The organism is Gimesia chilikensis (genome assembly GCF_008329715.1).
In the GTDB taxonomy this organism is placed as follows: domain Bacteria; phylum Planctomycetota; class Planctomycetia; order Planctomycetales; family Planctomycetaceae; genus Gimesia; species Gimesia chilikensis.
In genome coordinates, this window is sequence record NZ_VTSR01000012.1 from 152836 (window position 1) to 178479 (window position 25644).

Genomic DNA, 25644 nt, shown 5'->3' on the forward strand with positions numbered 1-25644 from the left:
CGAGAATAATTCAGTCTTCTTTCTGAATCTGGAATCCTGGTTGCCTGTAGCGGTTATATTAACTGGTGGGGTTCTTGTTGATTTGCCGTTCCGGGGGATCGTGCCTGCCCTGAGTCCGTTTGGACACTAAGTTCCGATTATTACTGAAAATCGGAACGCTCGGCATATCTGGATTGCCGGAAATGTTCCGATGTTTGCCAGTAGCGATGCCTGCTACCGGTCTTGAGGTACAAGATCGAAGTTCGCGGTACATGAAGTTTTTCCGCGGCTGGTTTTTTTCAGCGCGCTCTCAGTCACTTTCAGGGATGTCACAGACAGGATCCGCCAGATGCGTTTACGCTCTCTCTTATCAGTTGGTTGTGTACTCTCCTCTTTGACGGCTGCCGAACTCAAAGCGGAAAATCTGGGGTCCATTGTTCCCCCCGCTCCCGCAGCGCAGTCTGAGAATGCAGATGAAGAGGCTCAGCTGACACCCGTCGCAGAAGTCTTTCAACCTGGCGCAGATCCGATTGAGTCGGAAGAGAATCCGCAACCAGAGACCCTGAATGAAACTGAGGAGTCCGAAGACCAGATCATCTTCGACGATCCCTCGCCGGTCAAACCGCCCGCCGATCCGTATAAGCCTCTGTTCTACGACAACACGTTTGGCAGCTACCTCAGTAATCCCAACCATCCCTGGCTGTTGGGAGAACGGTTGAAGGAGATGCCGCTGGGCGATGAATGTTCGCCTTACACTCTGTCGGTGGGTGGCGAACTCCGGCACCGCTGGATGCACGAGCAGAACCGGCTGCGTCCCGGCGGACCAATCAATACCGATTATAATCTGTGGCGCTGGCGTCAGTACTTCGATCTGCATATCAGCGATTTTGCCCGCGTCTATTTTGAAGGCATTGATGCCTCGATCTTCGATAACGATCTGCCTCCCACGCCGATTGATATTAACCGCTGGAATGTGCAGAACGCGTTTGTTGATGTCAAACTGCATGAATGGGATGGCGCGCCTGGCTGGTTTCGCTATGGTCGCCAGGAAATGTTGTACGGTTCTCAGCACCTGATCTCGCCACTGGACTGGTCGAATACCCGCCGGAACTTTGAAGGATTCAAATACTTTCACCATACCGATTCGGTACACTTCGACGCCTTCATCACCAACCCGGTTAACGCAGCAGCCGGAAATCAGCCGCTGTCCCGATATGACAATGGCCGGGATAAGCCGGATACCTCGGTCACGTTCAGCGGTATCTACATGACATTCCTGGACGCCGGTCCTGAGCTGATCGACCTGTATTATCTCTGGCTGCGTGATGAAACCAACACGCCGAACCGTCCCGATGGTTCACGTCATACCCTGGGGGGGCGCTATAAAAACTCCTGGGAAGTTCAGAACGAATGCTGTCAGGTTACCCGCATCTGGGACTTTGAAACCGAAGGTGCTTACCAGTTCGGGAACGATGACAGCAAGCGTGTATCGGCAGGGTTCTGGACCGCCGTACTGGGTCACACCTGGACCACGGTTCCCTGGCAGCCCCGTTTGAGTGGTCTGTTCTACTACGGTTCAGGGAACCACGATCCCAACGGAAGCACGAACAATACGTTCAACACGCTCTACCCGCTCGGCCACGCCTACTGGGGGATCATCGACAACCTGTCCGGTCAGAACCTGTTTGACTGGAGTCTGCAACTGAATGCGAAGCCGGCGAAGAAGGTAAGCCTGGTCAGTGCGTTCCACTGGTTCGAAAAGGCCACCAGCAACGACTACCTGTATAACGTCGCCGGTGCCCCGGTGGGAACGCTGGGAGGCAGCCGCGACATCGGACAGGAACTTGACCTGATCGCCATCTACAAGTTCAACCCGAACTTCAATATTCAGGCCGGCTACTCCTGGTTCTGGTATGGCGACTTCGTCGGGACCAACATTCCACCACGGAATACCGCGACTCAGTTCTATGTGCAGACGACTGTGCGGTATTGATCTGGTTGTGGGATGAGTTGATCTTTCGCCGGGTGGTCCCTTTTTTCTTTAAGGTATGAGCATCTCGTCTACGGTTCTGAAACCAGGGTTTCTTTTGGCTGCAACTGCGTATCAATCCAATCGGCCATTTTGGCGACTTCTTCGTGGATTGTGGGCCAGGGGTGGCCGCCTCCCTGTTTGACGATCAGTGTTACGGGGACGTTCGCTTTTTCCAGTGCTGCGACCATGGTGCGTGACTGTTGGATGGGAACGGTGAAGTCGGCGGTGCCGTGAATCAGCAGGAACGGAGGCAGGCCGGGCTGAACCAGGCGGGCGGGGGAGAACGAGGTGCGGAGTTCGTCCAGCTTCTGTTCGTCGATGGTCTCCGCTCCTTTAGGAGTGATCAGTTGGCGGATGGCTTGCGACAGGCGATCGCTGCCGGTGATGTCGAGTTTCAGGCCGCCGTAATTCATCAGGTCGGTGGGGGGGAAGAAGACGGCGACGGCTTTGACGCGGGTTTTGGCAGTGGGTTCGGCAGCGGAGACGGCGGCCATGCAGGCGAGGTGGCCACCCGCGGAAGCACCGAGCAGAGCCAGGCGATCGGGATCGATTTTATATTCGCCGGCATGGGCTTTGACCCAGAGGATGCCGCGGTTCACATTCTCGAGCATTTCGGGTCCGTTGAATTTGTCGATGGATCCAGGTCGGATGGCGAAAATGGTGTAGCCACGACTGCAGAAGATGTCGAACATCTGCGCCCGCTCGTGATCGCGGAGTTTGCCCCGGTCTGAGTGATACGCGCCGGAAACCACATCGACAATCGCCAGGCCGTTGGACTTGCCGGTGGGGGTGAAGATATCCATCAACAGTCCCACGCCGTGCACTTCCGCGTAGACGACATTTTTCTGTTGCTGATAGAGTGCCACGGGCTGTTCAGCGGCGTTAACCGGTTTGCTGACAGGGACTAAGAGCAGTAAAGCACAGAGAGACAGAGTTCGCACGCTGGAAACCATCGACATAAAATCGGACCTGATCGCGGAATTGATAAATAAAAAGAACCGTTTCACGAATCTTACCAGACAGGGGCAGTGTTTCGAAACAAAAAAACGAACCGGGGGGCTGCCGGTTCTTACCGGAAAAGTCTCGCATTTGTTTCAGAAAAACGGCTAAAATGAAGTGGAACACGAAATTTTCAGAGGTTGCCCGCATGACAGGTAAAGACAGACAGCGATTCGGCAGCATCTCCCGGCGCGATTTCATGCGTCTCTCGGCCCTGGGTGTGCTGGGGACCGGAATGTCCGGCTGGATGAGACGGTTGGCAGCAGAGACGGCGCAGAATCCGCAGCGCAAACGTTCGTGTATTCTGCTCTGGATGTCGGGCGGGCCCAGTCAGTGTGATACTTTCGATCTGAAGCCGGACCATGAGAACGGCGGTCCGTTCAAACCGATTGACACTTCTGTGCCCGGAATTCAGATTTCGGAGCACCTGCCTCAGCTGGCGAAGGCAATGCAGCACCTGGTGCCGATTCGCTCCATGAGTACCAAAGAGGGTGATCATACGCGGGCGACATATTTATTACGCACCGGTTATCTGCCCTCGGGTCCGCTGAGTTATCCGGCCATCGGTTCGCTGTTGAGTAAAGAGCTGGGGCGTGATGAATCCGAGCTGCCGAACTTCGTGAGTATCGCCCCGAACAAAACATTGAGCCCCAACGCGTACGGCCCCGGATTTCTCGGACCCCAGTATGCGCCGCTGGTTGTCGGTGAAGGGGCGGGCTTCGTGCAGAACGACGAGATGAATCTGGATGCGGCTCTGAAAGTGAAAAACCTGGAACTGCCTCAGGGAATCAACCGGAAGCAGGCGGATGCCCGGCTCTCGATTCTCAAAGACCTGGAAGACGACTTTCAGGCAACCCACCCGGGAGTGCCGACCAGCAGTCATCGGAGTGCGTATGCTGCGGCAGTGCGGATGATGCGTTCCAAGGCGATCGAAGCGTTTCAACTGGACCAGGAACCGGATGCCCTGCGGGACGCCTACGGTCGGAACCGGTTTGGCCAGGGATGTCTGCTCGCCCGGCGGCTCGTCGAACAGGGAGTTCCCTTTGTCGAGGTTTCGCTCAACGGGGTGCAGGGTTCGAACGCGTTCGGCTGGGACACGCATCAGGATAATTTCGAAGCCGTCAAGAGTCTGAGCGAAGTGCTCGACCCGGGCTGGGGAACGTTAATGAGTGACCTGGAACAACGGGGGCTCTTGGATTCGACGCTGGTAGTCTGGATGGGTGAATTCGGTCGTACGCCGAAGATTAACCAGAACACGGGTCGCGATCATTTTCCCGCAGCCTGGTCGACAGTGATCGGCGGTGGTGGGATTCGCGGCGGACAGGTGGTCGGCAAGACCAGCGAGGATGGGATGAAAGTGACCGATCAGCCAGTCACTGTTCCCGATCTGATGGCCACGATCTGTAAAGCACTGGGCCTCGATCCGGAGAAGCAGAACATGTCGAACATCGGCCGCCCGATTCCATTGGCTGACCATGGGGCAACGCCGATTGGTTCGATTTTGCGGGGGTGAGCTTGTTAGACATTGGTTCGATGCTCTGTTGTGGAATGTCAGCGTGAGCTGAGACCTCCTGCTCGCTGCGCTCGGCCCGAATTTTATTCGGGCTTACCCTTCTTTTTGAGGGTTGTATCTGGATCCCTTGTGAGCGTGAATTTCTTTGTTCTCCGCCAGGCGGGCGACCACACAGGGTTCGCCCCTACCTCTCGATTACAGTTCGTGACTTAATCAGAACAGGCTGTAGATCAGGATCTGAATGGTTAATGCAAGGCCGGCCCAGACTTTGAGGTTCTGGTACCAGTGGGTGGCGTTTTCCGGGGTTGTGTTTTCGCGGGGGAGACTCAGGACCCAGATCAGGACGGCGATCAATGTGCCGACAAACAGGGCCCGTACGCACCAGAGGGGAATCTGGACGACAAGATCGCGGACGAAATATCCAATGTGATGCAGTGGGGTCATGCTTCACCTCTGCGGGGCTGGAGACTGAAGACCAGGCCGTCGATTTTTTCGGTGGGCTCGGGTTTGGTACACAGGCTGATGATTACAATCAGCGAGAAGGAAACGACAAACGCCCAGATCGAAAAGTAGAGGAACGGCTCAGAGATCTGGAACAGGGGCTCGAGGCCCAGGGCGGTGTAGACGTCGGGCTGATTCAGGGCGAACAGGGTGATCGAGAAACAGACACCGACGAGGAATCCGATCAGGGCGGCAACGCCGGTCGCCCGTCTCCAGAGCAGGCCGGTGATCAGCAGGGCGAATGCGGGTCCCTGGAAGAAGGCCATCAGCGTCTGGAAAATGGTGTAGATGCCTTCGCTGCGGTTCATCAGGAAGAAGGAAAATCCGACGGCCCAGATCACGAGCAGAAACGTGACCACGCGACCCACCATGAGCAGGGAGACATCACTGGCGTCCCGGCGATAGAAGCGTTTGTAAAAGTCATTGGAGACGATGGTTGAGGCGGAGTTGAGATACGAGTCGATGCTGGACATCAGCGCTGCCAGGAACGCGGCGAGGAACAGCCCTTTGAGACCGACGGGCAGCAGATGCGAAATCAGTTCGGGGAAGGCCTGGTCTCCATCGGTCAGTTCGGGGAATTTGATAAAGGCGATCAGGCCGGGCACCGCGACGACCACGGGGACCAGGTTTTTAAGCAGGGCTCCCCAGACATACGCGGCCTTGGCTTCGAATTCACTGGCGGCCCCTAACGAACGCTGCACGATGGCCTGGTTACCGATCCAGTAAGCGGGGCTCAGAATCAGCGCCAGGCCGAAGAAGATCCCGGTCCAGGGGAAGGGGGTGTCTGCATCGGCGGGCAGGATCAGCGAGGTGTGCAGCAGGTCCTCCTCCTCTGTTTCAGGAGCCTGTTCCATTGCCGCACCATCGACGGGCTCCATTTTCTGGGCCAGTTCCCGTTCTTTGATCTTGGCCTGAAATTCGTCGATACCGCCGACATCAATGATGCCGATGACCAGGACCAGCAGGCAACCGCCGATCATGATGATACACTGAATCATGTCGGTGTAGACCACGGCGGCGAGTCCGCCGGAGATGGTATAGATGCCGACGAGGACCGCGGTGAGATAGATGCAGGCATTGACACTCATGCCCAGGTGCAGGCTCATCATTTTCGCAGAAGCCAGAAGCATGATGCCCAGGTTGCAGGCCATGAAGATGATCCAGCAGAGGGCCAGTGCGGAACGGACAGAGACGTTAAACCGCCGTTCCATGTATTCGGGAATCGTGGTTACGCCGCTCCGCCAGAAAAAGGGAATGAACACGAATGCCCCGATGATCATCGCGGGAACACAGCCGATCCATTCGAAGTTACCGACGGCCAGACCATGCGAGAAGGCAGCGCCTCCGGTGCCGATGATGTCGACCGCGCCGATGTCGGTCGCGACGAGTGACATGCCGATGGCCCACCACGGGAGGCGGCGACCGGCGAGAAAGTAATCCGAACCGGTTTTAATCTTGGAGCCGATATAGAGTCCCAGCCCCAGCGTTCCGATCAGATAGGCGAAGATGACGGCGTAATCGAGGAACGACAGTGTCTGCATAAGGATCTCACCCTGGTAGCATTGTGGCCTGGGAAGAAAACAGGTTTATACTGCAGGCACTCACGAGCGTTGGGGCCTGGTGGTTTCTACCATACAGCGTCTTGCAGGAAAAATCGACTCAACACAGGGGATTTCATGAGAGAGCCCGGCGGGTGATTATTTCTGCGGCGCTGCGAGTGTTTTTTTGATCTGGGGAATCAGCAGATCGGCGACTTTCCGCTGGCCGGCGGTATTGGGATGCATGCCGTCGAGCAGCAGGTCATCGGTCGACTGATCGGGTTGTTTGTCGAACTCTTCAAAGGCGGCGTAGATGTCAACCAGCGGGACCTGTTTCTCGCGGGCAATCTCACGGACCGACTGGGCGTAGTCTTTCAGAAACAGGTTGAAGCCCTGGGGATCATCGGGATCGTAGGGCGGCTTGCCATACAGTTTTTTAATACGCGGAATCCAGCGGAGCGAATTCGAAGTCATGAGGATGACCTTGATATCACGTTGCTGCAGCTGATCGATGAGCGAACGGAGGTTGGCCTCGTACTGTTTCTGTGAAACGCGCGAGGCTTTCGCGGGAGGATCTTTCCAGACATCGACAGCAGAATCGTTGATGCCGAACTGAATGACCACCAGATCGGGCTGTTTGGCCAGCACGTCTTTCTCGAACCGGGCGATGGCGTTCTGCGTGGTGTTGCCGCCGATGCCGGCATTGATCACCTTGACGGGAACCCCCTGCTGCGGCAGTTCTTTCGCGAGGATCATGGAATAGACGACCAGCGGACCACGGGTGGCGGTGGTGGAATCACCGAAGGTGACGATGGTCGTCGGCTCCGCAGCAGAGAGGCTGTCTGTAGTGAAATGCAGGCCTGTCAGCAGTGCGCAGGTCAGCAGGAAGGTGGCAGCGCGGTGAATCATGGTGGAAAGCCCTGTTTCGGATGCGGTGTGAATGATGTTGCTCAGCGCGTTCCTTCAGACTAAACAATGTCGCAGAGGCATGCAATTCCGAAGTATAAAGAACGTGTTGCTCGCGCGTGGGTTCATTCCAGGTCGAGCAGAATGGAATTGCGTTCGCCATTGACGTCGACCACGAGTGGCGTGGTTTCCTTACTCAGGTATTTGTCGGGCACGCGGGGGACATCGTCCGGTACGGTACTGCCATCCGGGTTTTCATAGGAGACCAGCACGACGACTTTGTGTTTGCCCAGGATCGCACCGTCGCCGGTTTCGTAGGTCGAGAGCGAGTAGTTTCCGTCCTGGCCGATCATCCCTACTGCATGTTTGCCGCCGTCGACAGGGAAGAACATCACCGTTCCCGTTTTGAGGTCCTGGTTCTGACAGACGACTTTACCTTCCACCTGACCGGTGGGTTTGCGATCTGCGTTGGCGCCACAGCCGGTGCCAACACTCAGGATAAGCAGTAGTCCCAGAACGCGTTGAAGGTGTCTGCAAGTCATCTGTCTCTGTCCCGTCAATAAAGTTCTGCTGGCGCTGAAAGTGAACCGACTGTTACTGAGGCAGGCCGCCCGTGGGTAAGCCGTCGGACATGTGGCCCAGCTGCTGGAACACCTGCAGGTCCATGTTTTCGCTCAGGAAATGCACGCTGCCATCACCGACCAGGAAGTGGGCGCCCCCTTCGTGGAAACTCTGAGAGGCGGTGGTCTGTGGCCAGCCGATGCTGGGATACTGACAGGGCGAGGGGCCACAGAGCAAAGAGGAACTGTTGATCGCATATGCGGTAGGCACCGGACTGTCGCTGGAGACCCAGGCGCTGAACGGGTTATATTTCGGCGAGCTTTCCCCGACGGCCAGCGTATTGGAAACGCCGTCGGTCATATCACGGAAGCGAACGACTTTGGTTTGTCGGCGGCGGAACAAGCCCCCCGGTCCGTTATCGGGGTGCAGACCGGCGACGCCCGTGTAAGTAGTTACCGCGGCGGTCTGTGTATAAGGGCCGCCCGAGGGGTCACAGTTGCCTGACGAACCGACGGTGCCGCTGGCTCCGGTCGCATTTCCGGGAAAGCACCAGTTGGTGTGCAGATCACTTTTGATGGCCGATGTCGGATCGCTGGGACAGAGGTAAACCGGGAGGATGGTCTGGCAGAGTTCCAGGTGAGTCGGCTCGGTGATGCGGAGGCTGAAGTTGAATTTGTTATACAGGGGTCCCTGATCGATGAGGGGCAGAATCATGACCCGCCAGCTGAAACCGTTGGGGAGGTTGTTGGGTCCGCCGTTGGAATTCGGAGGCAGGGAACCGTGGGCTTCGTGATAGCCGTGCAGGGCGATACCCAGCTGTTTCAGATTATTTTTGCAGGTCGAGCGACGGGCAGCTTCGCGGGCCTGTTGTACTGCCGGCAGGAGGAGAGCGATCAAAATCGCAATGATGGCGATGACGACCAGCAACTCAATCAACGTAAACGCACGACGGGGGAACCTGGCTGAACTCATCACTTACCTCCGGTCAGAATAACAGAACTCCCGCCATTCGGAGCAGAATGACAGGCAGAATCGTGATTACAACACAGTCGAAGCTGGTGCCGGTAAGAAGGGAGTGAAGCTAATTTCATATTTGATTCTGGCACCAATGTTATATTGGTAGTATTCTTTGGCGCCAATGTCAAATAGTTTTCGTACAATCTTATTTATTTTTGAATGATTCGTTTTCGGAGAGAAAGTTCAGCGGGATGCGGGCGCAGGCTCTCTGTGGAGACTCAGGCCTGGAGGATCGCAGACAGACTGATTGCTGGTAACGCGGGCAGACTGTGGACTTAGAACAGATATCCCTGACCGTGGTCCCGTCGACAGCTGGAGAGCTGGGCCAGGTGGAAGCCGAAGTGGCTGGTGAGGATCAGCGCGACCGCGTGGCCGACCGTCTGGACCGGAGTGCCATCGAAGAGTTCGATGCCGTGTGGCTTTTCGAGATCGGCGGGCGATGCCTGGGAGGCGAGCGAACGCAGGGTTTCGTAGGCAGTGAGGACCGCGGCGATCAGCGGGGCGCGTTTGAGTTTTTCGTCCGGCTGGACTTCATCTGTGGAGCCGGGGCCAAACGCCTGCACCCAGAAGGAGTGTGTCAGTTTACCGCCGAGGAAGGTCTGCCCCATTTCCCCGACGATGGCCAGGTGGCCGAGGATCCAGGCGGGGGGATGGCCGTGTCCCTGTCCGGGCATGAAGAGCGTCTCTTCCGGGAGATCGGCCATGATCGTTTCGAATTGTTTCATCTGCAACTGGTTGAGAGCGATTTCATTTTCGAACATGGCGCATTGCACTCCGGGGTTTTTCTGGTGATGGGAACTTCTACACTGATAATACAGTAGTCGCGGGGGAGTGGGGAGTCAATAATATAGTGCTAACCGATGGAGTGGTCAGTTTAAACTTTTGTGTATCTCATTTATCCCCCGAAAAGGGATCAGTCAAACGATGAGAAAATCGAATCTGATAGCGTTTGGTTTCTACTGTGAAACAGTCCCACAACTTCGAAGAAAACTTCCGAGTATCAAAGAAGCAGAATTCCTGGATACAGTTCATCCTCTGAAAGCGAAGATTCTACGTTATCTTGAAGAAGGTGAAATCAATGGGGAAGCATTTGGTTGTAATGTTTATGATCCGTTTACAAAACCGCCAACGAAGTTAACGACTAACATTCCCATGCTGACTGATGGGGTCTGGATCTGGCCTTCTTTTATTACGTATTTCATCAATCGATATGATTTGTCTCTTCCGGACAAATTGATTGAACACATGCAGAATAACGACTGGCGTGTTCCGAAAGTGTTTGAAGATTCTCTGGAAGACTCATCTGAAGAATATCAAGAGGTCATTCGCTCAAAGGAAGAGATTGAAGCAATCCCGGTACCTCGCACTTTCCTCGAATACTTTCCCAGACAATGGAATGAATTTGCTGACCTGTTTGTCGACTGTTCTTCTTTTGAACACTGCTATGAGATATGTCAATCGTGCGTCTCTCAGATCATTGAACTGTTTCAGCTTGATGCACTGGACGCCCGCGGACGTTTCTTGCTGTCTGATATGTTGATGAACGAACCTGTGCCACCTAAGTTTGTGGGACCGAATTGTGACAAAGCGAGCCGGGAGCAAATTGCAGAAGCTCGGGAAACATTATTTATATCCTTGCTCGATTCCGATCAGCAGCTACCTCTGAGCTGGAATACAGAGGAATATATCTGGCTAGAGAGGAAAGAATCGAGTTGGGGTATTACAAAAGAATACAGAAAAGAGGCGTACGAGCGTTATAACAAGAACCTCTAATATCAGGTATCAAATTCAGCTCAGCAGATTCATTCTCTTCCAATGTTTTTTAGAACCACGAAATTCACGGTAATTTTTATTAATCAGCACAGAGTTCTGCGAGGGGAATCACGGCGAGTTCGGCGCTGTTGAGATTGGCGCGGCGGCCGCCGTTGTTGGAGTAGCCAACATACAGCTTGCCGTTGTGTTCCAGGGCGCAGGGGTAGGAGAGGCTCAGTCGTTTGGCGGATTCTCCAGGCTGATCGGGGTGCAGGGACCGCCGGATGACATAGAGTTTCGAGAAGACGTTTTCACCCGGACGGGAGACGGCGATGGTCAGGGGGGACCGCCGACCGCCGATGCCTTGGGCACTGTTGCTGACCAGGTAGCGTTGCCCGTTACTGAGGACGCCGGTGGCCGGTTTGGAGGGGGCCATCGACAGATTGCTGACGCGGGAGGGGCTCCAGGTTTGGCCCTGATCTTCACTGATCGCGAGCAGGGCCTGGGTGCCACCGCCGTAGCGGGCGAGATTGAACACACGCTGGCCGTCGATCCAGAGCGCACATTCGCCCCACATGCGGGTGATGTTTTTCGCAGCGGGGATCTGCACGTAGTCCCATTTCGTGAGGTCGTCACCGTGACTGATGGCGACAGCGGCGGGGAAGAGGCGATCCCCTGCGTAAGGACCGCCGGTGAGGCCGGGCATGATCCAGTTGCCGTTCTGCAGGCGGACCGGTTGATTCATGGGCCAGAAACCGTTCTCGATGATAGTGCCGTGCTTTTTCCAGGTGCCGGTTTTTTCATCGAGCGAATAGGCGCGGGTGTGAATCTTCTGCATGTGGTTATAGTAGGCTCCCTGGAAGGCCCAGAGCTGTCCCTGGTGTGAGTGTAAGACGCCGTGACTGACGGCGAGGTTCTCTTCGTCGCCGGCGTCGATCAGCTGGAGGTCACTCCAGGTCTTGCCGTCGTCGCTGCTGACGCGATACTGGGCTTCCTCGCCGACAGTGTTTTCTTTCCCTTTATTGTGTCCGAAGGAGGCATAGAGTTTTCCCTTGTGCCAGCAGAGTCCGACGCCGTGCAGAAAGGTGTAGCCGTCGCGGGGCTGGTCCCATTTCTTGATGACTTCAAAGCGGACGTTCTTGAGTTTCGGAATATCCGCGGCGGCGGGCAGGGGCCGGCTGTCGTCCCAGAGCGGGTAAAGGGCAGGATCGTTCGCGTGGAGCGGTGCCAGAGCAAGGAGTGTCGCCACAACCAGGGTGAGCAGCTTCATGTGGTGTGCCTTGTGTGTGAGTTTGAATGCTGAAGCGTCATGTGATGTTTATAACGTAGTCGGGAAGAGGGGGAGAGTCAAACCCGGGAGATTGCGGTGGTCTGCTGCACTGGTGGAATCGGTTTTTGACTGATCTGAAAAAAAACGGAATTTCGTTGCACAGTCGGGAGTCCGTTATCGCCAAGTCCTGTGGAGCTTGCAGCGGGAGGTACCTGTTGCTGTCTGGAGGAAGTCTGTTTCGAAGAGAGTGTCTTTGCGGATGCTGTCACAACTTTGAGGAGATACGATATAATGCTGCTTTCAGGACTACAGAATTGGAAGAAACGAATGCGAACCAGCCTCCCTTCCGGCTGGGGCAGTTCCCGCAGGGTCGGAAAACGGAGCCACAGGCAGGGGAGTTGTATGGCGTGTGTTGCGGGGGCGGAAGTGCTGGAATCGCGGACCATGCTGACGTCGTATATTGTTGACTCTCCTTTAGATACGGTTGATGCCAACGATGGGCAGACCACGCTGCGGGAGGCGATTACACAGGCGAATGCCACTGCAGGTCACGATACGATTACTTTTCAGATCAGTGGAACCGGTCCGCAGACGATTGTGCTGGCGGGTATGTTGCCTACGGTGAACGATACGCTGACCATCGATGGCAGTTCGCAGCCCGGGATTACGATCGATGCTACCGGCGTCGCGGGGAACGTGTTGAGGCTGGGTAGTAATGCAGACGGCAGTACGCTGCAGCAGTTCGCAATCAGCAATGCCCAGGACATGGCCGTGCATCTGGTGGGGGTGTCGAATGCCACGATTGACGGTCTGGATCTGTCTTATGCGGGAAGCAGTGCGACTGGCGTGGGGCTGAGACTGAGTTCTTCAGATAATAATGTAATACGGAACGTGATTGCCACCGATCGCGCGAACGGTATCTTGCTGGCCCATTCGAGTGAGAACCTCGTTGAACAGAATGATGTCCGCGGTGCCAGCGCAAGCGGGATCGGCCTGATCGGCGGAGCGAATGCTAACCTGATTCAGCATAATGATGCTTCGGGATCCTGGGGTGGCATCAATGCGTTTGTGTCTGGCGGACTGGGCAATCAATTCCTGAACAATGATCTGTCCGACGCGGGAAGCTGGGGGCTGACGGTGCGGTATGACAGTCAGTTCGTCTCTGTAGGGAATGATTTTACGAACTGCGCCAATGGTGTCTGGCTGGGGTTTGTGGACGGCATGACGCTTTCGTCCTCAGCCGGGTTTGAGCTGGATGTCTCAACCGTGGCGGGCCTGGGCCTGTCCCTGAATGGAGTGACAAACTCGACGCTCGACGGTCTGGATTTGTCTTATGCGGGGAGCGGTGCCAGTGGAAACGGTCTGAGGTTAGGCGGTTCCGATTCTAATACGCTGAGTAACCTGACAGTGAGCGGCCGTAATAACGGGATTGTGTTATCCAATTCGGATGAGACTTTGATTTCCTGTTCCAGCCTGAGCGGAAATGGTGTCGGTCTGTGGGTTAACGGGAGTTCGGTCGATACGACGATTCTGGAAAGTCAGATCGAGGGGAACGGAACCGGGGTGCTCAACCTGGGAGGGAACCTGGTCATGGCGGAGCAGAACTACTGGGGGGCTGCAGACGGTCCGGGGACCCTGGGCGGGAGTGGCGATACCTATTCTGGCAATGTGGACGCCGACCCGTTCCTGACGAGTCTGCCCGACTGCCTGGTGGATGTGCAGACGGTTGAGATCGACGTGAAGCCGGACAGTGAGATCGACACAGTCAACCTGGCCTCCAAAGGGGTTCTACCGGTTGTGATTTCTTCAACAGCGGACTTTGATGCTTCACTGGTGGATGTCGGCAGCGTGACTTTTGCAGGCGCGGTGGTAGATCACAGCTCCCTGGAAGATGTGGACGGCGATGGTGACCTGGATCTGGTGCTGCATTTCCGGGTCCAGGAGATGGTGGATCTGGAAGCAGACTACCTGGAGGCGTTAGAAGCAGACCTCGCCGATAACGGCGTGGTGGATGACAATCATCAAAGTGTGGATGTGACGCTGTCAGGCATGACTGTTGAGGGTCAGCTGATTGAGGGTGTCGATACCATCGACGCGTTTTTCGCGGGCAAGGCATATCGGGAGGCATTGAACAGCATCTGAAAAGACGGTATTGCAAAGCCAAAAATAGTTTTTGAACGTTAGCGCGATGAAATCCAACAGGGGCAGGTATCTGTGAGAGATACCTGCCTTTTATTATACCACAGATGACAAACCAGGTACGCGAATAGAAGTCTGCTGATCTGATGTCTCAGTTGTTAGAATGAGATCTGTGTGCTGCTATTTCTACTACCACGAAAGGCACGAAATACACGAAAATGGATCGATGTTTGGACGGCTATTTTACGACGGAAAACGGTTCTTCCGGTAATTAAAACGGATCCTGAGATGGTTCTGCTGTGTCATAGAGAGGTGGGGGAGACTGAGATCACGATGGCATTATTCACATTCACTCTAGATCAGAGTAACTGTGATCAGGAGAAGCTGCATGGAATCACTTTTACGGTGAGAACGATGGATTATCCGGAATTTATTCCTGATTTAGAGAGGCTGTTTCAGTGGGCGTTGCCTGAAGTCGAAGCTGTTGTTGACGGTCGACAGGGGCGGAGAGACTTAAGAGAGGAAGGTGTTCATCTTCGCGTTATTTCGGCTGCAGGAGAAGTTCTTGTTGATTCGCTGTAAGACAGCCACAGTCGATGACCGAACATTAGCATAGAAAAGACCAAAATGAATGACGACGCAAGAAACAAATCGAAACTAAGTCAGGAACCGGAACTGGCAGAGAAGTGGTCCGTCTGGCGGCAGGGGGATGATGGGAACCGGTTTGTGATGGCTGAGGGGCTCAGTGAAGCGGCGGCGCGGCAGATGGTGGCGGAGTTTGAAGCGCGGGGGCATAAGCAGCTGTACCAGGCGAGTCGGATGCGGTAGAGCTCTTCCGGCGGTTCGTGGGCTGCTGTTTGCTGATGTTAAATCTTTCTGAGGCAGACATACTCTTTTTTGTCACTTCGCGTGATCCGTTTTTGTAGGGTCTGCGTTGGGCTGTTATACTGCAGAGTGTCGTTTCCAGGTTCCGGTTTCTCTCTCTTCGCTTTCCCGGCGAGACTCGAACGCTGGTTACATCCGTTTTTTCATTCCTGTCTGTGGGCTGCTGCGTGTCGATCAAGGTTTCACAATCGAACGAGCGAATCCGAATTACCGATTTTTCGCCTCTCGCGCTGCTGGTGTCGCTGGCTGTGATCGGTTTCATGGGGGCGATGTTTTTCCAACTGAGCGACGACTGGCTGCTGCCCGCGGATTTCATTAAAAAATCCAGTAGGGACCTGGTCGACTGGTCGCCTTACCAGGATACGGTACTCTTTTTCGCTGCGATGAGTCTGCTGGCGTACGCGTTCGCCTGGGTGGGAACTTACACGAGCGTGGTATTCGATTTGTCAGACGGCGAGGTGCAGTGGAAACGGATGTCGGTGCTCGGCAGAAAGTCACTCACGTTTCCGTTGTCGTCGGTGACGGATCTGTTCGTGGAAAGTGGTCAGGCCCTGGGGGCCCGTTCCCGCGATCGCTATCACTGTAAAGTGCTGCTCTGTGTAGAGGGACAGTTTCTGGATCTCTCGAAAGGAGAGTCGCGGGTCGATGCGAAAGAGCTGGCTCACTATCGGGAACTGATCCAGGAGGCCCGGGCGGCAATCTGGCCGGAGGGGAAGCCGCCGACGGAGGGGAGGGCATTATCGCCGACGGATGATCCGCAACAGGTGCTGCCACGTGCGGGGCTGTCTGAAACGTCCCCCGGGGTTTACCGTTTGAGCCGGTTTCATGCCGTGGTACTTGTGGCCGTGGCGACGCTGTTGTTTCTGCTGTATCAACTGTTGTGTGATGTGCCCGCGTATTGGGGGACTTTTCAACAGGGGGTGGGTGAGTTCCATGTGCTGCAGATCGTCCTCGCGTTTCTGGCACTGACCATTGTTCCGGTCTGCCTGGCGGGAGGTGTGTTTCTGTTCGCGATGATCGGTCTGTGGGATCGGATTGTCATTGATACACGGCGGCGGGAAGTTAGTACGGGGCACATGGGCTTCTTCAGCTGGTCGCGGCGGCGGTATGAGTTTGACGAGATTGTCGAAGTGCGTGTGCAGGAGCATGCGGATGACGCTGATGCCCGCTTTGGTGTGCTGGGGAGTTACTGGCAGGTGGTACTGGTGACTCAAGATGCGGAGACGATTCCCGTTAATGACAGTGCTTATGGAGTTGAGCACCAGGTTGCCTGCGGCTGGCTGGCTGCGGCACTGATATCTTTGCTGGAGGTGCAGACCGATTCGAGCACTGCACCATTGGTCGAGCAGACAAAGTCCCGTGGCAGGCTGGTGAAACGGCCCGTGCGGATGACGTTCAGTATTATACTGGCGCTGTTTGCGGGGATGACGGCGATTGCCTTTTTGAGCCATGATGCCAGCGAGGGTCCACAAACCGCGGCTGCGGAAGAGAAGAGTGGGCTGCCCCCCCTGGATGCAGAGACGCTGGCTCATCCGCCGGAGGTGAGTGTGAAACCGGCGACCTTCGACTTTGGGACCGTGAACCTGTTCTCGACGATTCATCCACAATTTGAGCTGACTAACCGGGGGGAGGGGCCGCTCAAGCTGGGCAAGCTGACGGCATCGCGAAATGAAATTTACCCGGAGCTGGAAAAGCAGGTGCTGCAGCCGGGCGAATCGACGGTGCTGGAGTTTGAATACAAGCTGGGTTCGCAGCGAGGCCCGCATGCATATACGGTAACCGTCGAGACGAACGATCCACAGCGTCGAGAGTTGCAGCTGCAGGTGACCGGTGAGGCGGTGCCTCTGATTGCGACCGATCCGCATCCGCTGTTGATTCCCAAAACCGAGGGAGATACGGCGGTAGGTACTGTTATGGTGACGACCAGGAAAGACGCGCCGTTTCAGATTGTAGGATCGGAAACGAGCGGCAAGCATGTATCTGTGAAAATCGAACCGGTCGAAGAGGGGCGGCAGTACAAGGTGACTGTGACCGTTCAGAAAGACGCGGATATTCAGCAGGGGAAACGGAGCCGGTTTTCCGAATGGGTGCACCTGCAAACCGACGACAAGGGGAAATATGGACAGTTGGCGTTTGCGGTGAAGGGGGAGTTTGCCCGCTGAGGTTGTGTCGCTTATTTACAGGTGCGCTGTTGGGAATCATTTTCGATGGCGGTGATCACGGCTTCCCACAGTGATTGTACCGGGTACGGTTTCTCCAGGATTGCGAACGCGCCTTCTTCGACGGCGCAGCCTGTGGTCTCCCGGTCCAGGGAGCCTGAGACCAGAATTGCGGGCAGGCGGTAGCCGGCGGACTTCATCTGTTTCAACAGATCCAGCCCGTCACAGCCGGTCAGCTGGAGATCGGTGAGCAGGCAGCCACAGGAATCGGCGGCGGTGCTGCGGAGGAACTCTTCGGCGCAGCAAAACGCTTCTGCACTCAATCCGCAGCTCTGCATCAGGATGACGTAGGAGTCCCTGACGTTGTCGTTATCATCCACGATATAGACGCGTGGGTGGTAGTACTCTGGTAGATTCTGCAGTCGTTTCATCAGTGACTTTTATTACGTTAAACAGTCCAACCTGTCAGGGGCGATTTATAGTCTTTTCAGGCCAGACGTGTAAACTGATGTTTTGGTCCGATATAACTGAACTTATGACTGCGTTAGTGTTTATGTATATCGATGTCCGACCACTGATCTTTTGCGGACAGCTGCCGTCGATTCAGCTCTCCTGACTGGCGCCGATGTGGATAATGGGTCGAGTAGGGAACCATTTTCTTGTTCGATTCGAGTGACGTTCTTTTTTTTGAACGCAACACTGACCGTTTCCGGCTCGCTGTGCTCGGATCGAATTGTTTGCGGGCCTACCCGGTGGATTGTGAGTTTTCTCAGAGGCCAGGGAAAACGTGTGAGTGGTTTGTGACCTGCCAGGCGGGCGACCACATGGGGTCGCCCCTACGACGGGATTTTTCTCATTTGAATGTTTGTCATGTGGAAGCATTTTGTAGAACGGCGTGAGGGGGTCAAGAGGGAATGTGCTGTGCTTTCGCTTTGAAAGATGGTGAGTTGATGTTGAATTTGCTCCGAAATGCTCTGAGTGTGCTGCGAAATGATTTGAAATGTTACGGAACATTCAGAACCGGTTCCGGATGTTCCGGTGAAAAGGTGGAAAATTCGACGTCGATTCAGGTGCTGCTGTGTCACTGGTTCGCGGTGTTCCAGTGCACGCATCGTCCGCCTCGCGCGCGAAGCACAATTGCAATACTTTATGCTTTGCGAACCGTCGATCAAGTTCAATCTTTTCAGTTTGATCAGGTGAAAAAGTTTCCCTGGTCGGATGCAGGAGGAGAAAGATTTGTGGAAGGGAGGAGTGGCGTGATGAGGCTCTGTTGGCGGCGCATAAAAAAAGAGGACTGGAAAGCCCAAGCTTCCAGTCCCCTGAGGATTTCTCCTGTGTTTAGGTAACACTTAGTCTGGTCATAAGCATCACTGACGACTACTCAGTTCTTGCGAACTGTCTTGGGTTCATCGACGGCAACTTACTTCCAGGTTCGTTGTTATACACGGATACTTCGGCAAGTTTTCAGACAGAACTTGAATGGTGGTGCCCAAAAAAATGGCAGATTTTTTTGAGTGAAATTGTAACCGGCAGGACATGAGTGAAAGTTAAAACTGTTTCAAATTGTCTGCGATCATTTGTACAAATTCAGGATGAATTTCGGCTGTGAAAAACTGCTTACAACTCAGGAATCGGATCATCGTTTTTGATGTCTTCTTCTTCCCAGTTTGCCTGACCGTTTTCGTACCGCAGGATACGATGCTTGCTGCCGGGCGCGGGCTTTTCGTTGACCGTGGGCAGCCAGGTGCGATGTTCTTCAATCAATTTTGCATAATTGGGATCGCCGATGAGATTTTTCCATTCCGCGGGATCCTGCTGCATGTCATAAAACTCTTCCGATCCGTCAGCGTAGTGAATATAGCGATAATTTTCCGTGCGGACTGTGGTGTTGTTGCGGTTATGGGACGTGATCGCGGGCCACTTGCGGGGCGTGTTGGCGTCCTTGAGCTGGGGGACCAGCGAGTGTCCTTCGAGGTCGGTGCGGGGAGGCAGGCCGCTGAGTTCGACCAGCGTGGGATAGATATCCAGGAGTTCGGCCGGCTTGCTGCAGACAGCGCCTTCAGTGATACCCGGACCGGCGAAGATGAGGGGGACGCGGGTCGAACGTTCCCAGAGCGTGTTCTTTCCGGTGATCAGTTTCTCGCCCAGGTGCCAGCCGTGATCGGACCAGATGACGATGATCGTATTTTCCGCCAGGTTGTTTTTCTCAAGTGCGTCGACGACGCGTCCGACCTGGCTGTCGACGAAGCTGGTGCAGGCGAGGTAAGACCGCACCAGGTTGTGCCACTCGTTGGCTTCCTTGAGAAATTTGAGCCGGGGCTCGGGGAGTTTCCAGTGCAGGTACCAGGAGAAGCGGGGCGTGTCGTCGCGATCGACATCCAGCACGGGGGGCAGCTGAACGGTGTCGGCGGGGTAGAGGTCGAACCACTTTTGTGTGGCATAGCAGGGGACGTGGGGCAGAAAGAAGCCGACCGAGAGGAAGAAGGGTTCGGTCGGTTTTTTGTTCAACTGATCGACGGCCCAGCTGGCGACCTTCCAGTCGCCTTTGTCTTCGTCTTTGTGAGGGAAGGTGCCCCAGTCGACGAGAGGATGCGGGTTGGGGGTGTTGACCAGTTTTTTGGGAGGCTTCACGCCGACCCCTGCGGCCGGGCCGATGACATTGAATTCTTTATCGGTTTTCTTGCGACCGTAGCCGCCGTGGTAAATTTTGCCGGTGCTATAAGTTTTGTAGCCGTTCTGCTCCAGGTACTGGGGGAGCGAAACGCGATCTTTGAAACGGTCAACGTTGCGGAACCAGGGGGCCAGTCCATAGATGCCGGTGGTCGTGGGTCGCAGGCCGGTCATCAGGCTGGTCCGCGAAGGATTACAGAGGGGGGACTGGCAGTGGGCGTTGGTAAACAGAGTTCCGCGGGAGGCGACTTTGTCGATGTTGGGGGTCTTGATCTGGGGGTGACCTTTGAGGCAGCCGATCCAGTCGTTCTGATCGTCGATGGCGATGAACAGAATATTCGGTTTCTGAGCCGCCTGGAGCGGTGTGGAGACGAGACAGAGAAGAGCGATCATCAGGAGCAAGCGCATCCGGGGTCCCTTTCGATGAATCAAATAGATAAGAAATCCGCAGTCTATTATGATAACCGGAGTTCACAACGAAAGAAAATGCCTGAATTGTTCTCTCGTGCAGAAAATGAGGGAGGAAGAGAGCATTGCGGCAGAACCTGTTCGGGCTCTTTCCTGTCTCTGTGAGGAGCAGGTAATCTGTCCAGCTGTTTTTTCAATCTCGTTAACAAAAAGGAATAGACCCGCAAATCAGAATCGTAAGCCTATGAAATCGTCTCACCAGGAACAAATCGATCGGATTCTTGAGAAGCTAAGCCAGGTGCGTGCGCAGGGGCTAAGTTGTTTTGGATCAGACCAGCACCATTTTGAACTCAATCCGCCGATTCAAGAGCTGCTGCTGCTGGAATTCGAAAACGAATACCGAGTACGACTGCCTGACGAATTCAGAGCATTTTTGCTGTATGCAGGGAATGGGGGCGCGGGTCCCTATTATGGAATTGCGCCCCTGCCAATCATCCGGAGTAAGATATTAGACTGGCCATTCGAAGAACCATTTGAGAAAGTACTTGACCTTCCCTGTCCGCTGTATTTCAGAATGAAGCAAGCTTCTGACTGGGAGAGTGAATTTGGAGAAACCGATCCCTATCAGGGAACGATGTACATTGGAACTCAGGGCTGCTCTTATTACATGCTGTTAATTGTCACGGGTGAATTCCGGGGGCGAGTTGTTTATGTCAACGATGATGATGGTTCTACACCGTTTATCACGCACGAGCCTGATTTCCTGACCTGGTACGAACGCTGGCTAGATGAGTTGCTGGCGGGTCAGGTGTCAGACTGGTTTGGTAGAAGCAGGGGAGGCACCGAGGCAGAACTGCGGGCGCTACTCGAGAATCCGGAGACGTCTGCTGCCGACAAGGCGGATGCGATCAGAGCCTTCTGGAGGTTCCCCGATAACTCTGCTGAGACGCTGGAACTGATTCCCACATTTCTGTCGGAAACTGATCCAGACATTCGAGCCAGTGCGTGTTGGATGATTCGTCACTTCAAGTTGCGCGGCGCGGAGGAAGCGGTGGCGGAACAGCTTTCCGACCCCTCGCCGGAAGTACGCCAGGCGGTGATCCTGACGCTGATGAGTTTTGACCCTGCGCGGTGGAGTGAAAAAGTCTTCTCGTGTCTGCAAGATGATAATCTGGATGTGACAGAAATCGCTTTCCGAACGTTACAAGATGCGAAGCAGTTCTCTCGATCTGATCTGTTAGACCTTGTTCTTGTGCCTCCCAATGAAAGTATTCTTCTGCATGCACTCGACGGCATCGAATGGAAGTCGGAAGATCAGGAGCTGCTGTTGAGATTGCTGGAATATCAGAATGAAAAAGTCCGTTATGATGCGACGCTGGGGTTGCGAGACATTCGTGCCTGGGAAGCGATTGAGACAGTGATCGCCGTGTTGGAACACGAGACGGACAGTCTGGTGCGGGGAAGTATCCTGCAGATGCTGGGTGAACTGGATAGTGTTGCTTCGCGGGAAACACTGCTTGCCTGGATGGTCAAGGGAGACGAGGTGGAACGAATGCATGCCTACGAAGGGCTGAATAAACTGGGAGATGAGCGGGCAATGCCCCTGTTCCAACAGTTAAAGCAGGAAAAAGAACATGCCACTCAGAATGATAACACCCCAGATGAAAGCGTGTTTCAAAACCGGCACTGGTGGTGGCCCTGGAAGTAGCAAGTAAAGACAGACTGGGGATCGTATCAACAGTGTTGATTTTCCTTGAGAGTGGGTTTTCGTCTGGATCACATCAACCTTTGCCGATATATTGGACGATATTCAGAACAGGCGATTTTCTTAGGCTCGGGTAAAATCATGCTTTCATTCTGTGATCACAATCATCGAAACGGTCGGCGGGAATTCCTGCGCGTGGGCGGTCTGGCGCTGGGTGGGTTGACCCTGCCTGGTCTGATGTCGCTACAGGCGCAGGCGGCGGGGTCGGGAACGCTGCTGAAGAACAAGTCGGTGATCTTCCTGTTCATGCACGGTGGTCCGAGCCAGATTGAGACGTTCGATCCCAAGATGACCGCGCCGTCGGGCATTCACAGTGTGACGGGCGAGGTGGCGACGAAGATTCCCGGCGTGACGTTCGGAGGGACGTTTCCGAAACTGGCGCAACAGGCAGACCGGATGTCAATCGTCCGCTCTTATCGTTCGGGGGACAGTCGACACGATATCAAACCGATCGTGCATAAGGATACGCTCGATGCCAACCTGGGTGCGCTTTACTCCCGCGTGGTGGGGGCGAATCATCCCGATAACGGGATGCCCACAAGTGCGGTGCTGTATCCACGTGCCATCGACGAAAAGATGATGCCGGCGATTACGAAGTTCGGCAAATTTGATTCTCCCGGGCAGATGGGAAGTGCGTATGCCCCGTTCGTGCCCGGAGCAGGGGGGGACATGCAGTCGAACATGACGCTGTCGATTCCGCAGAATCGCCTGGACGATCGACGAGTGCTCTTAACGAAACTGGATCGCGCGCGCTGGGCGGCTGAGAAGAGTGACACGTTTGCTGCTTCGTCGGAGTTGCAGCAACAGGCGTTTGATGTGATCCTGGGTGGCGTTTCCAAAGCCTTTGACTTGTCGGAGGAGGATCCCCGCGTCGTGGCCCGCTACGATACGGCGCCGCTGGTTCGTCCTGAAGCGATCAGCAAGCGCTGGAAGAACTATCAGCGGTACATCGATAACGCACAATCATTAGGCAAGCTGTTGCTGATGGCGCGGCGTCTGTGCGAAGCGGGTTGCGGATTCGTGACGATCACCACGAACTTTGTGTGGGATATGCACGCGGATAACAACAATGCAGGCGTGGCTGAGGGCATGGACTACATGGGCGTCCCCTTCGATCACGCGGTCTCTGCGTTTCTGGAAGACGTGCACGAGCGGGGCCTGAGCGATGACATTCTGCTGGTCTGCACGGGTGAAATGGGACGGACTCCCAAACTCAACAGCCGCGGCGGTCGCGATCACTGGGGGAACCTGTCGCCTTTGATGCTGAGTGGCGGCGGGCTCAAGATGGGGCAGGTGATTGGTCAGTCAGACCGACACGCCGGCGGTCCGCAGACCGAGCCGATTGAGCGGAAAGATCTGGTGACCAGCATCATGCACACACTGTTCGACCTGGGTGAACTGCGGATTACGCGGGGCGTGCCCAACGAAGTCGTGCAGGTCGCGACAGCTGGAGATGTGATTCCCGGATTGTTCTGAATGACGCTGAGATCGAGGTTGACGCCGCGAAGCGTCTGCATAAGCTTTCTGATTTCAAGTCAGAACAAGGGTATGAGTTACATCACACCAGCTACGCTCAGCCCCCTTGCAAAACCTGTCTGACTTTGACAGCCAGTTCGTTGCGCGAGAATGGTTTTTTGAGGAAGGAGTTCTCTTCGCTGGTGATGCCTTGTTCGGCCATGATGTGCAAGGTGTAGCCGGACATATACAGGACGTTGAGATTTGGCTGGAGTTTCTGTAACGCGTGATAAAGTTCCTGGCCGTTCATTTCGGGCATGACCACATCGGTGATCAGCAGGTCTACGGTTCCCTTAAAATCGAGCATCATCTGGATGGCTTCCCGGGGACTGGTGGCGATGATCACGCGATAGCCCAGTGAGAGCAGGATTTCCCGGCTGATTTTGGCGAGCATCGGTTCGTCATCGATCAACAGGATCATTTCGTTGGTACCGACGGGAGCACGTACAGCGGGTTCGAGGTGAGGGATCGGTTTTCCATCGCGACGACAGGGAAGGAATATTTGAAACGTCGAGCCACTGCCGGGCTGATTTTCCACGCGGACGAAGCCCTGGTTCTGTTTGACAATTCCTGCGACGGTAGACAGGCCGAGCCCGGTTCCTTTTCCCTGTGGCTTTGTGGTGAAGAAGGGTTCAAAAATGCGAGCCTGTGTGGCCGGGTCTATGCCGGGCCCGGTATCGGAAACGGAAAGCATCACAAAATGACCGGGAAGGTACTCCGGATGTGCTTTACAGAATTCATGGTCGAATTCCCTGTTCTCTGTTTTCAGGGTGATGGTTCCAATTCCGGAAATGGCGTCACTGGCATTCACGCAGAGGTTCGCCAGAATCTGATCGATCTGGGAGGGATCCATTTTGACGATACAGCCTTCAGATTCCGGTTCCCAGACAAATTCGATTTCCTCAGCAATCAGGCGTTTCAAAATGCGCAACATACCTTCAATCGACTGATTGAGTTCAATCAGCCGGGGTTCGGATTCCTCGCGACTGCTGAAGCTCAAAAGTTGTTGAGTCAATTCGGTAGAGCGCTCTGCAGCGTCGCGAATTTCGGTCAGGTGTTGATGGATGGGGTGATCCGTGTCGATGTCGAGCAGCGCGAGTCCGACATGGCCCTGGATGACGTTCAGCATATTGTTGAAGTCGTGGGCGATGCCTCCGGCGAGCCTGCCGAGGGATTCGATCTTCTGCGCAGCCACCAGTTGTTCGAGCAGATCCTGGTTTTCCTGCTGCAGGTGTTTGCGGTCGGTGATGTCTTCCGTGAGGACGATGATCCCGCCAATTGTATTACGCGACTCATACCAGGGCATCAGAACCCAGCGATCCCACTTGACGGATCCATCGTGGCGCAGGAAGAGTTCGTCATCGTGCAGAGTTGCTCCGGAGAGCCCCTGCTGATGGGCGATTCTCCAATGATTGGGAATCTCGGGGAAAACATCAAAATGCGAACGGCCCAGGAGGCTTTCACTATCGAGTTTGTAATCGTCGATCCAGCGGCGACTGGCAGCCAGATAGCGCATACTGTTATCGAACAGGGCAACAGCGATCGGTGCATTCTCAACAAAACCGAGCAGGTCATCGGTGTAAAGGTGCTGCTCCAATTCGGCGGAGGGATCATACAGGACCAGCAGTGCTCCCATGATCCTGCCAGGATGCTCATAGATGGGACTGATGTTGCCACTGATTTGCAGAGTGGAACCTGCTTTTGTGGAGAGAGGAGTCTGGCTGGTAATTACGGCGTGCTCGCCTGTCACCAGGACCATTTCGAGAGAGTTCTGGATTTCAACTTGGGATTCTGCGGTTGCGAACGCAAATGTTTCGAAGAAATTCTGTCCCAGAATCTGGTGGAGCGCATGTCCGAGCAGTCGTTCCGCAGCGGGGTTGAGCAACATGATTCGCTGATCACGGTCAACGGCGATCACGGCATCAATCATGTTCTGCAAGACGGCCTGATGCCAGTTCAAGCGACTCATTCAGCGGATCCTTCTTCGACAGCAATGGCACAGTTCAGATAATGAGAAATGATAGAAGTGGAACTC

The 25644-nt window shown here is 54.9% G+C and carries 20 protein-coding genes; 9 read left to right on the forward strand and 11 right to left on the reverse strand.

What is annotated here, in order from left to right; all coding sequences use genetic code 11:
- Positions 1 to 328 precede the first annotated feature (328 nt).
- The gene (locus tag FYZ48_RS17615; RefSeq protein ID WP_149342717.1) at positions 329 to 1972 is read left to right on the forward strand and encodes an alginate export family protein; all 1644 of its coding nucleotides are present in this window, start codon (positions 329 to 331) and stop codon (positions 1970 to 1972) included.
- A 68-nt stretch (positions 1973 to 2040) separates the two neighbouring features.
- Here the strand turns inward: FYZ48_RS17615 and FYZ48_RS17620 are convergent, their stop codons facing one another.
- A complete protein-coding gene (locus FYZ48_RS17620) occupies positions 2041 to 2970 on the reverse strand; it encodes an alpha/beta hydrolase (protein ID WP_149342719.1) in 930 nt (309 codons plus the stop codon).
- A 188-nt stretch (positions 2971 to 3158) separates the two neighbouring features.
- Here FYZ48_RS17620 and FYZ48_RS17625 point away from each other — a divergent pair, with 188 nt between their 5' ends.
- Positions 3159 to 4523 (forward strand): DUF1501 domain-containing protein, encoded by a 1365-nt coding sequence (locus FYZ48_RS17625; RefSeq protein ID WP_149342877.1) that lies wholly within the window; start codon positions 3159 to 3161, stop codon positions 4521 to 4523.
- Positions 4524 to 4736: 213 nt separating this feature from the next.
- Here FYZ48_RS17625 and FYZ48_RS17630 read toward each other — a convergent pair whose 3' ends face one another.
- The 6 genes from FYZ48_RS17630 to FYZ48_RS17655 all read right to left on the reverse strand — a co-directional run bounded on the left by FYZ48_RS17630 (position 4737) and on the right by FYZ48_RS17655 (position 9807).
- Positions 4737 to 4967 (reverse strand): hypothetical protein, encoded by a 231-nt coding sequence (locus FYZ48_RS17630; RefSeq protein WP_149342721.1) that lies wholly within the window; start codon positions 4965 to 4967, stop codon positions 4737 to 4739.
- A complete protein-coding gene (locus tag FYZ48_RS17635) occupies positions 4964 to 6565 on the reverse strand; it encodes an SLC5 family protein (RefSeq protein ID WP_149342723.1) in 1602 nt (533 codons plus the stop codon). Before FYZ48_RS17635 ends, FYZ48_RS17630 begins: the two co-directional genes overlap by 4 nt.
- Before the next feature lie 156 nt (positions 6566 to 6721).
- Entirely contained in the window at positions 6722 to 7471 is a 750-nt protein-coding gene (locus FYZ48_RS17640) for an SGNH/GDSL hydrolase family protein (protein ID WP_149342726.1), read from the reverse strand.
- A 122-nt stretch (positions 7472 to 7593) separates the two neighbouring features.
- Complete coding sequence (locus FYZ48_RS17645) at positions 7594 to 8010, reverse strand: hypothetical protein (RefSeq protein WP_145179646.1); 417 nt, start codon at positions 8008 to 8010, stop codon at positions 7594 to 7596.
- A gap of 52 nt (positions 8011 to 8062) precedes the next feature.
- Positions 8063 to 9001 carry a DUF1559 domain-containing protein gene (locus FYZ48_RS17650; RefSeq protein ID WP_149342728.1) on the reverse strand — a complete coding sequence of 313 codons (939 nt, stop codon included), beginning with the start codon at positions 8999 to 9001 and terminating at the stop codon, positions 8063 to 8065.
- A 320-nt stretch (positions 9002 to 9321) separates the two neighbouring features.
- Entirely contained in the window at positions 9322 to 9807 is a 486-nt protein-coding gene (locus FYZ48_RS17655; RefSeq protein WP_149342730.1) for a DinB family protein, read from the reverse strand.
- 163 nt (positions 9808 to 9970) lie between these two features.
- Between FYZ48_RS17655 and FYZ48_RS17660 the strand changes: the two genes are divergently transcribed.
- Positions 9971 to 10819 carry a hypothetical protein gene (locus tag FYZ48_RS17660; protein WP_149342732.1) on the forward strand — a complete coding sequence of 283 codons (849 nt, stop codon included), beginning with the start codon at positions 9971 to 9973 and terminating at the stop codon, positions 10817 to 10819.
- A 79-nt stretch (positions 10820 to 10898) separates the two neighbouring features.
- Here FYZ48_RS17660 and FYZ48_RS17665 read toward each other — a convergent pair whose 3' ends face one another.
- Complete coding sequence (locus FYZ48_RS17665; protein ID WP_149342734.1) at positions 10899 to 12068, reverse strand: sialidase family protein; 1170 nt, start codon at positions 12066 to 12068, stop codon at positions 10899 to 10901.
- Between the two features lie 402 nt (positions 12069 to 12470).
- Between FYZ48_RS17665 and FYZ48_RS17670 the strand changes: the two genes are divergently transcribed.
- The 4 genes from FYZ48_RS17670 to FYZ48_RS17685 all read left to right on the forward strand — a co-directional run bounded on the left by FYZ48_RS17670 (position 12471) and on the right by FYZ48_RS17685 (position 17254).
- Complete coding sequence (locus FYZ48_RS17670; RefSeq protein WP_187782091.1) at positions 12471 to 14210, forward strand: right-handed parallel beta-helix repeat-containing protein; 1740 nt, start codon at positions 12471 to 12473, stop codon at positions 14208 to 14210.
- Positions 14211 to 14540: 330 nt separating this feature from the next.
- Entirely contained in the window at positions 14541 to 14789 is a 249-nt protein-coding gene (locus FYZ48_RS17675; protein ID WP_149342739.1) for a hypothetical protein, read from the forward strand.
- A 45-nt stretch (positions 14790 to 14834) separates the two neighbouring features.
- Positions 14835 to 15035 carry a hypothetical protein gene (locus FYZ48_RS17680; protein ID WP_149342741.1) on the forward strand — a complete coding sequence of 67 codons (201 nt, stop codon included), beginning with the start codon at positions 14835 to 14837 and terminating at the stop codon, positions 15033 to 15035.
- A 224-nt stretch (positions 15036 to 15259) separates the two neighbouring features.
- Positions 15260 to 17254: a DUF1573 domain-containing protein gene (locus FYZ48_RS17685; RefSeq protein ID WP_149342743.1), complete on the forward strand. Its 1995-nt coding sequence runs from the start codon at positions 15260 to 15262 to the stop codon at positions 17252 to 17254.
- Between the two features lie 11 nt (positions 17255 to 17265).
- Here the strand turns inward: FYZ48_RS17685 and FYZ48_RS17690 are convergent, their stop codons facing one another.
- Both FYZ48_RS17690 and FYZ48_RS17695 read right to left on the reverse strand, forming a co-directional pair.
- Positions 17266 to 17682, reverse strand: coding sequence for a response regulator transcription factor (locus tag FYZ48_RS17690; RefSeq protein WP_149342746.1), 417 nt, complete (start codon positions 17680 to 17682; stop codon positions 17266 to 17268).
- A gap of 1186 nt (positions 17683 to 18868) precedes the next feature.
- Entirely contained in the window at positions 18869 to 20329 is a 1461-nt protein-coding gene (locus FYZ48_RS17695; protein WP_149342748.1) for a sulfatase, read from the reverse strand.
- Between the two features lie 244 nt (positions 20330 to 20573).
- Here FYZ48_RS17695 and FYZ48_RS17700 point away from each other — a divergent pair, with 244 nt between their 5' ends.
- Both FYZ48_RS17700 and FYZ48_RS17705 read left to right on the forward strand, forming a co-directional pair.
- On the forward strand, positions 20574 to 22037 hold the full coding sequence (locus tag FYZ48_RS17700; protein WP_187782092.1) for a HEAT repeat domain-containing protein: 1464 nt from the start codon (positions 20574 to 20576) through the stop codon (positions 22035 to 22037).
- A 138-nt stretch (positions 22038 to 22175) separates the two neighbouring features.
- Positions 22176 to 23570, forward strand: a complete 1395-nt coding sequence (locus FYZ48_RS17705) for a DUF1501 domain-containing protein (protein WP_149342752.1) — start codon at positions 22176 to 22178, stop codon at positions 23568 to 23570.
- A gap of 97 nt (positions 23571 to 23667) precedes the next feature.
- Here the strand turns inward: FYZ48_RS17705 and FYZ48_RS17710 are convergent, their stop codons facing one another.
- Complete coding sequence (locus FYZ48_RS17710) at positions 23668 to 25578, reverse strand: hybrid sensor histidine kinase/response regulator (protein WP_149342754.1); 1911 nt, start codon at positions 25576 to 25578, stop codon at positions 23668 to 23670.
- Positions 25579 to 25644 lie beyond the last annotated feature (66 nt).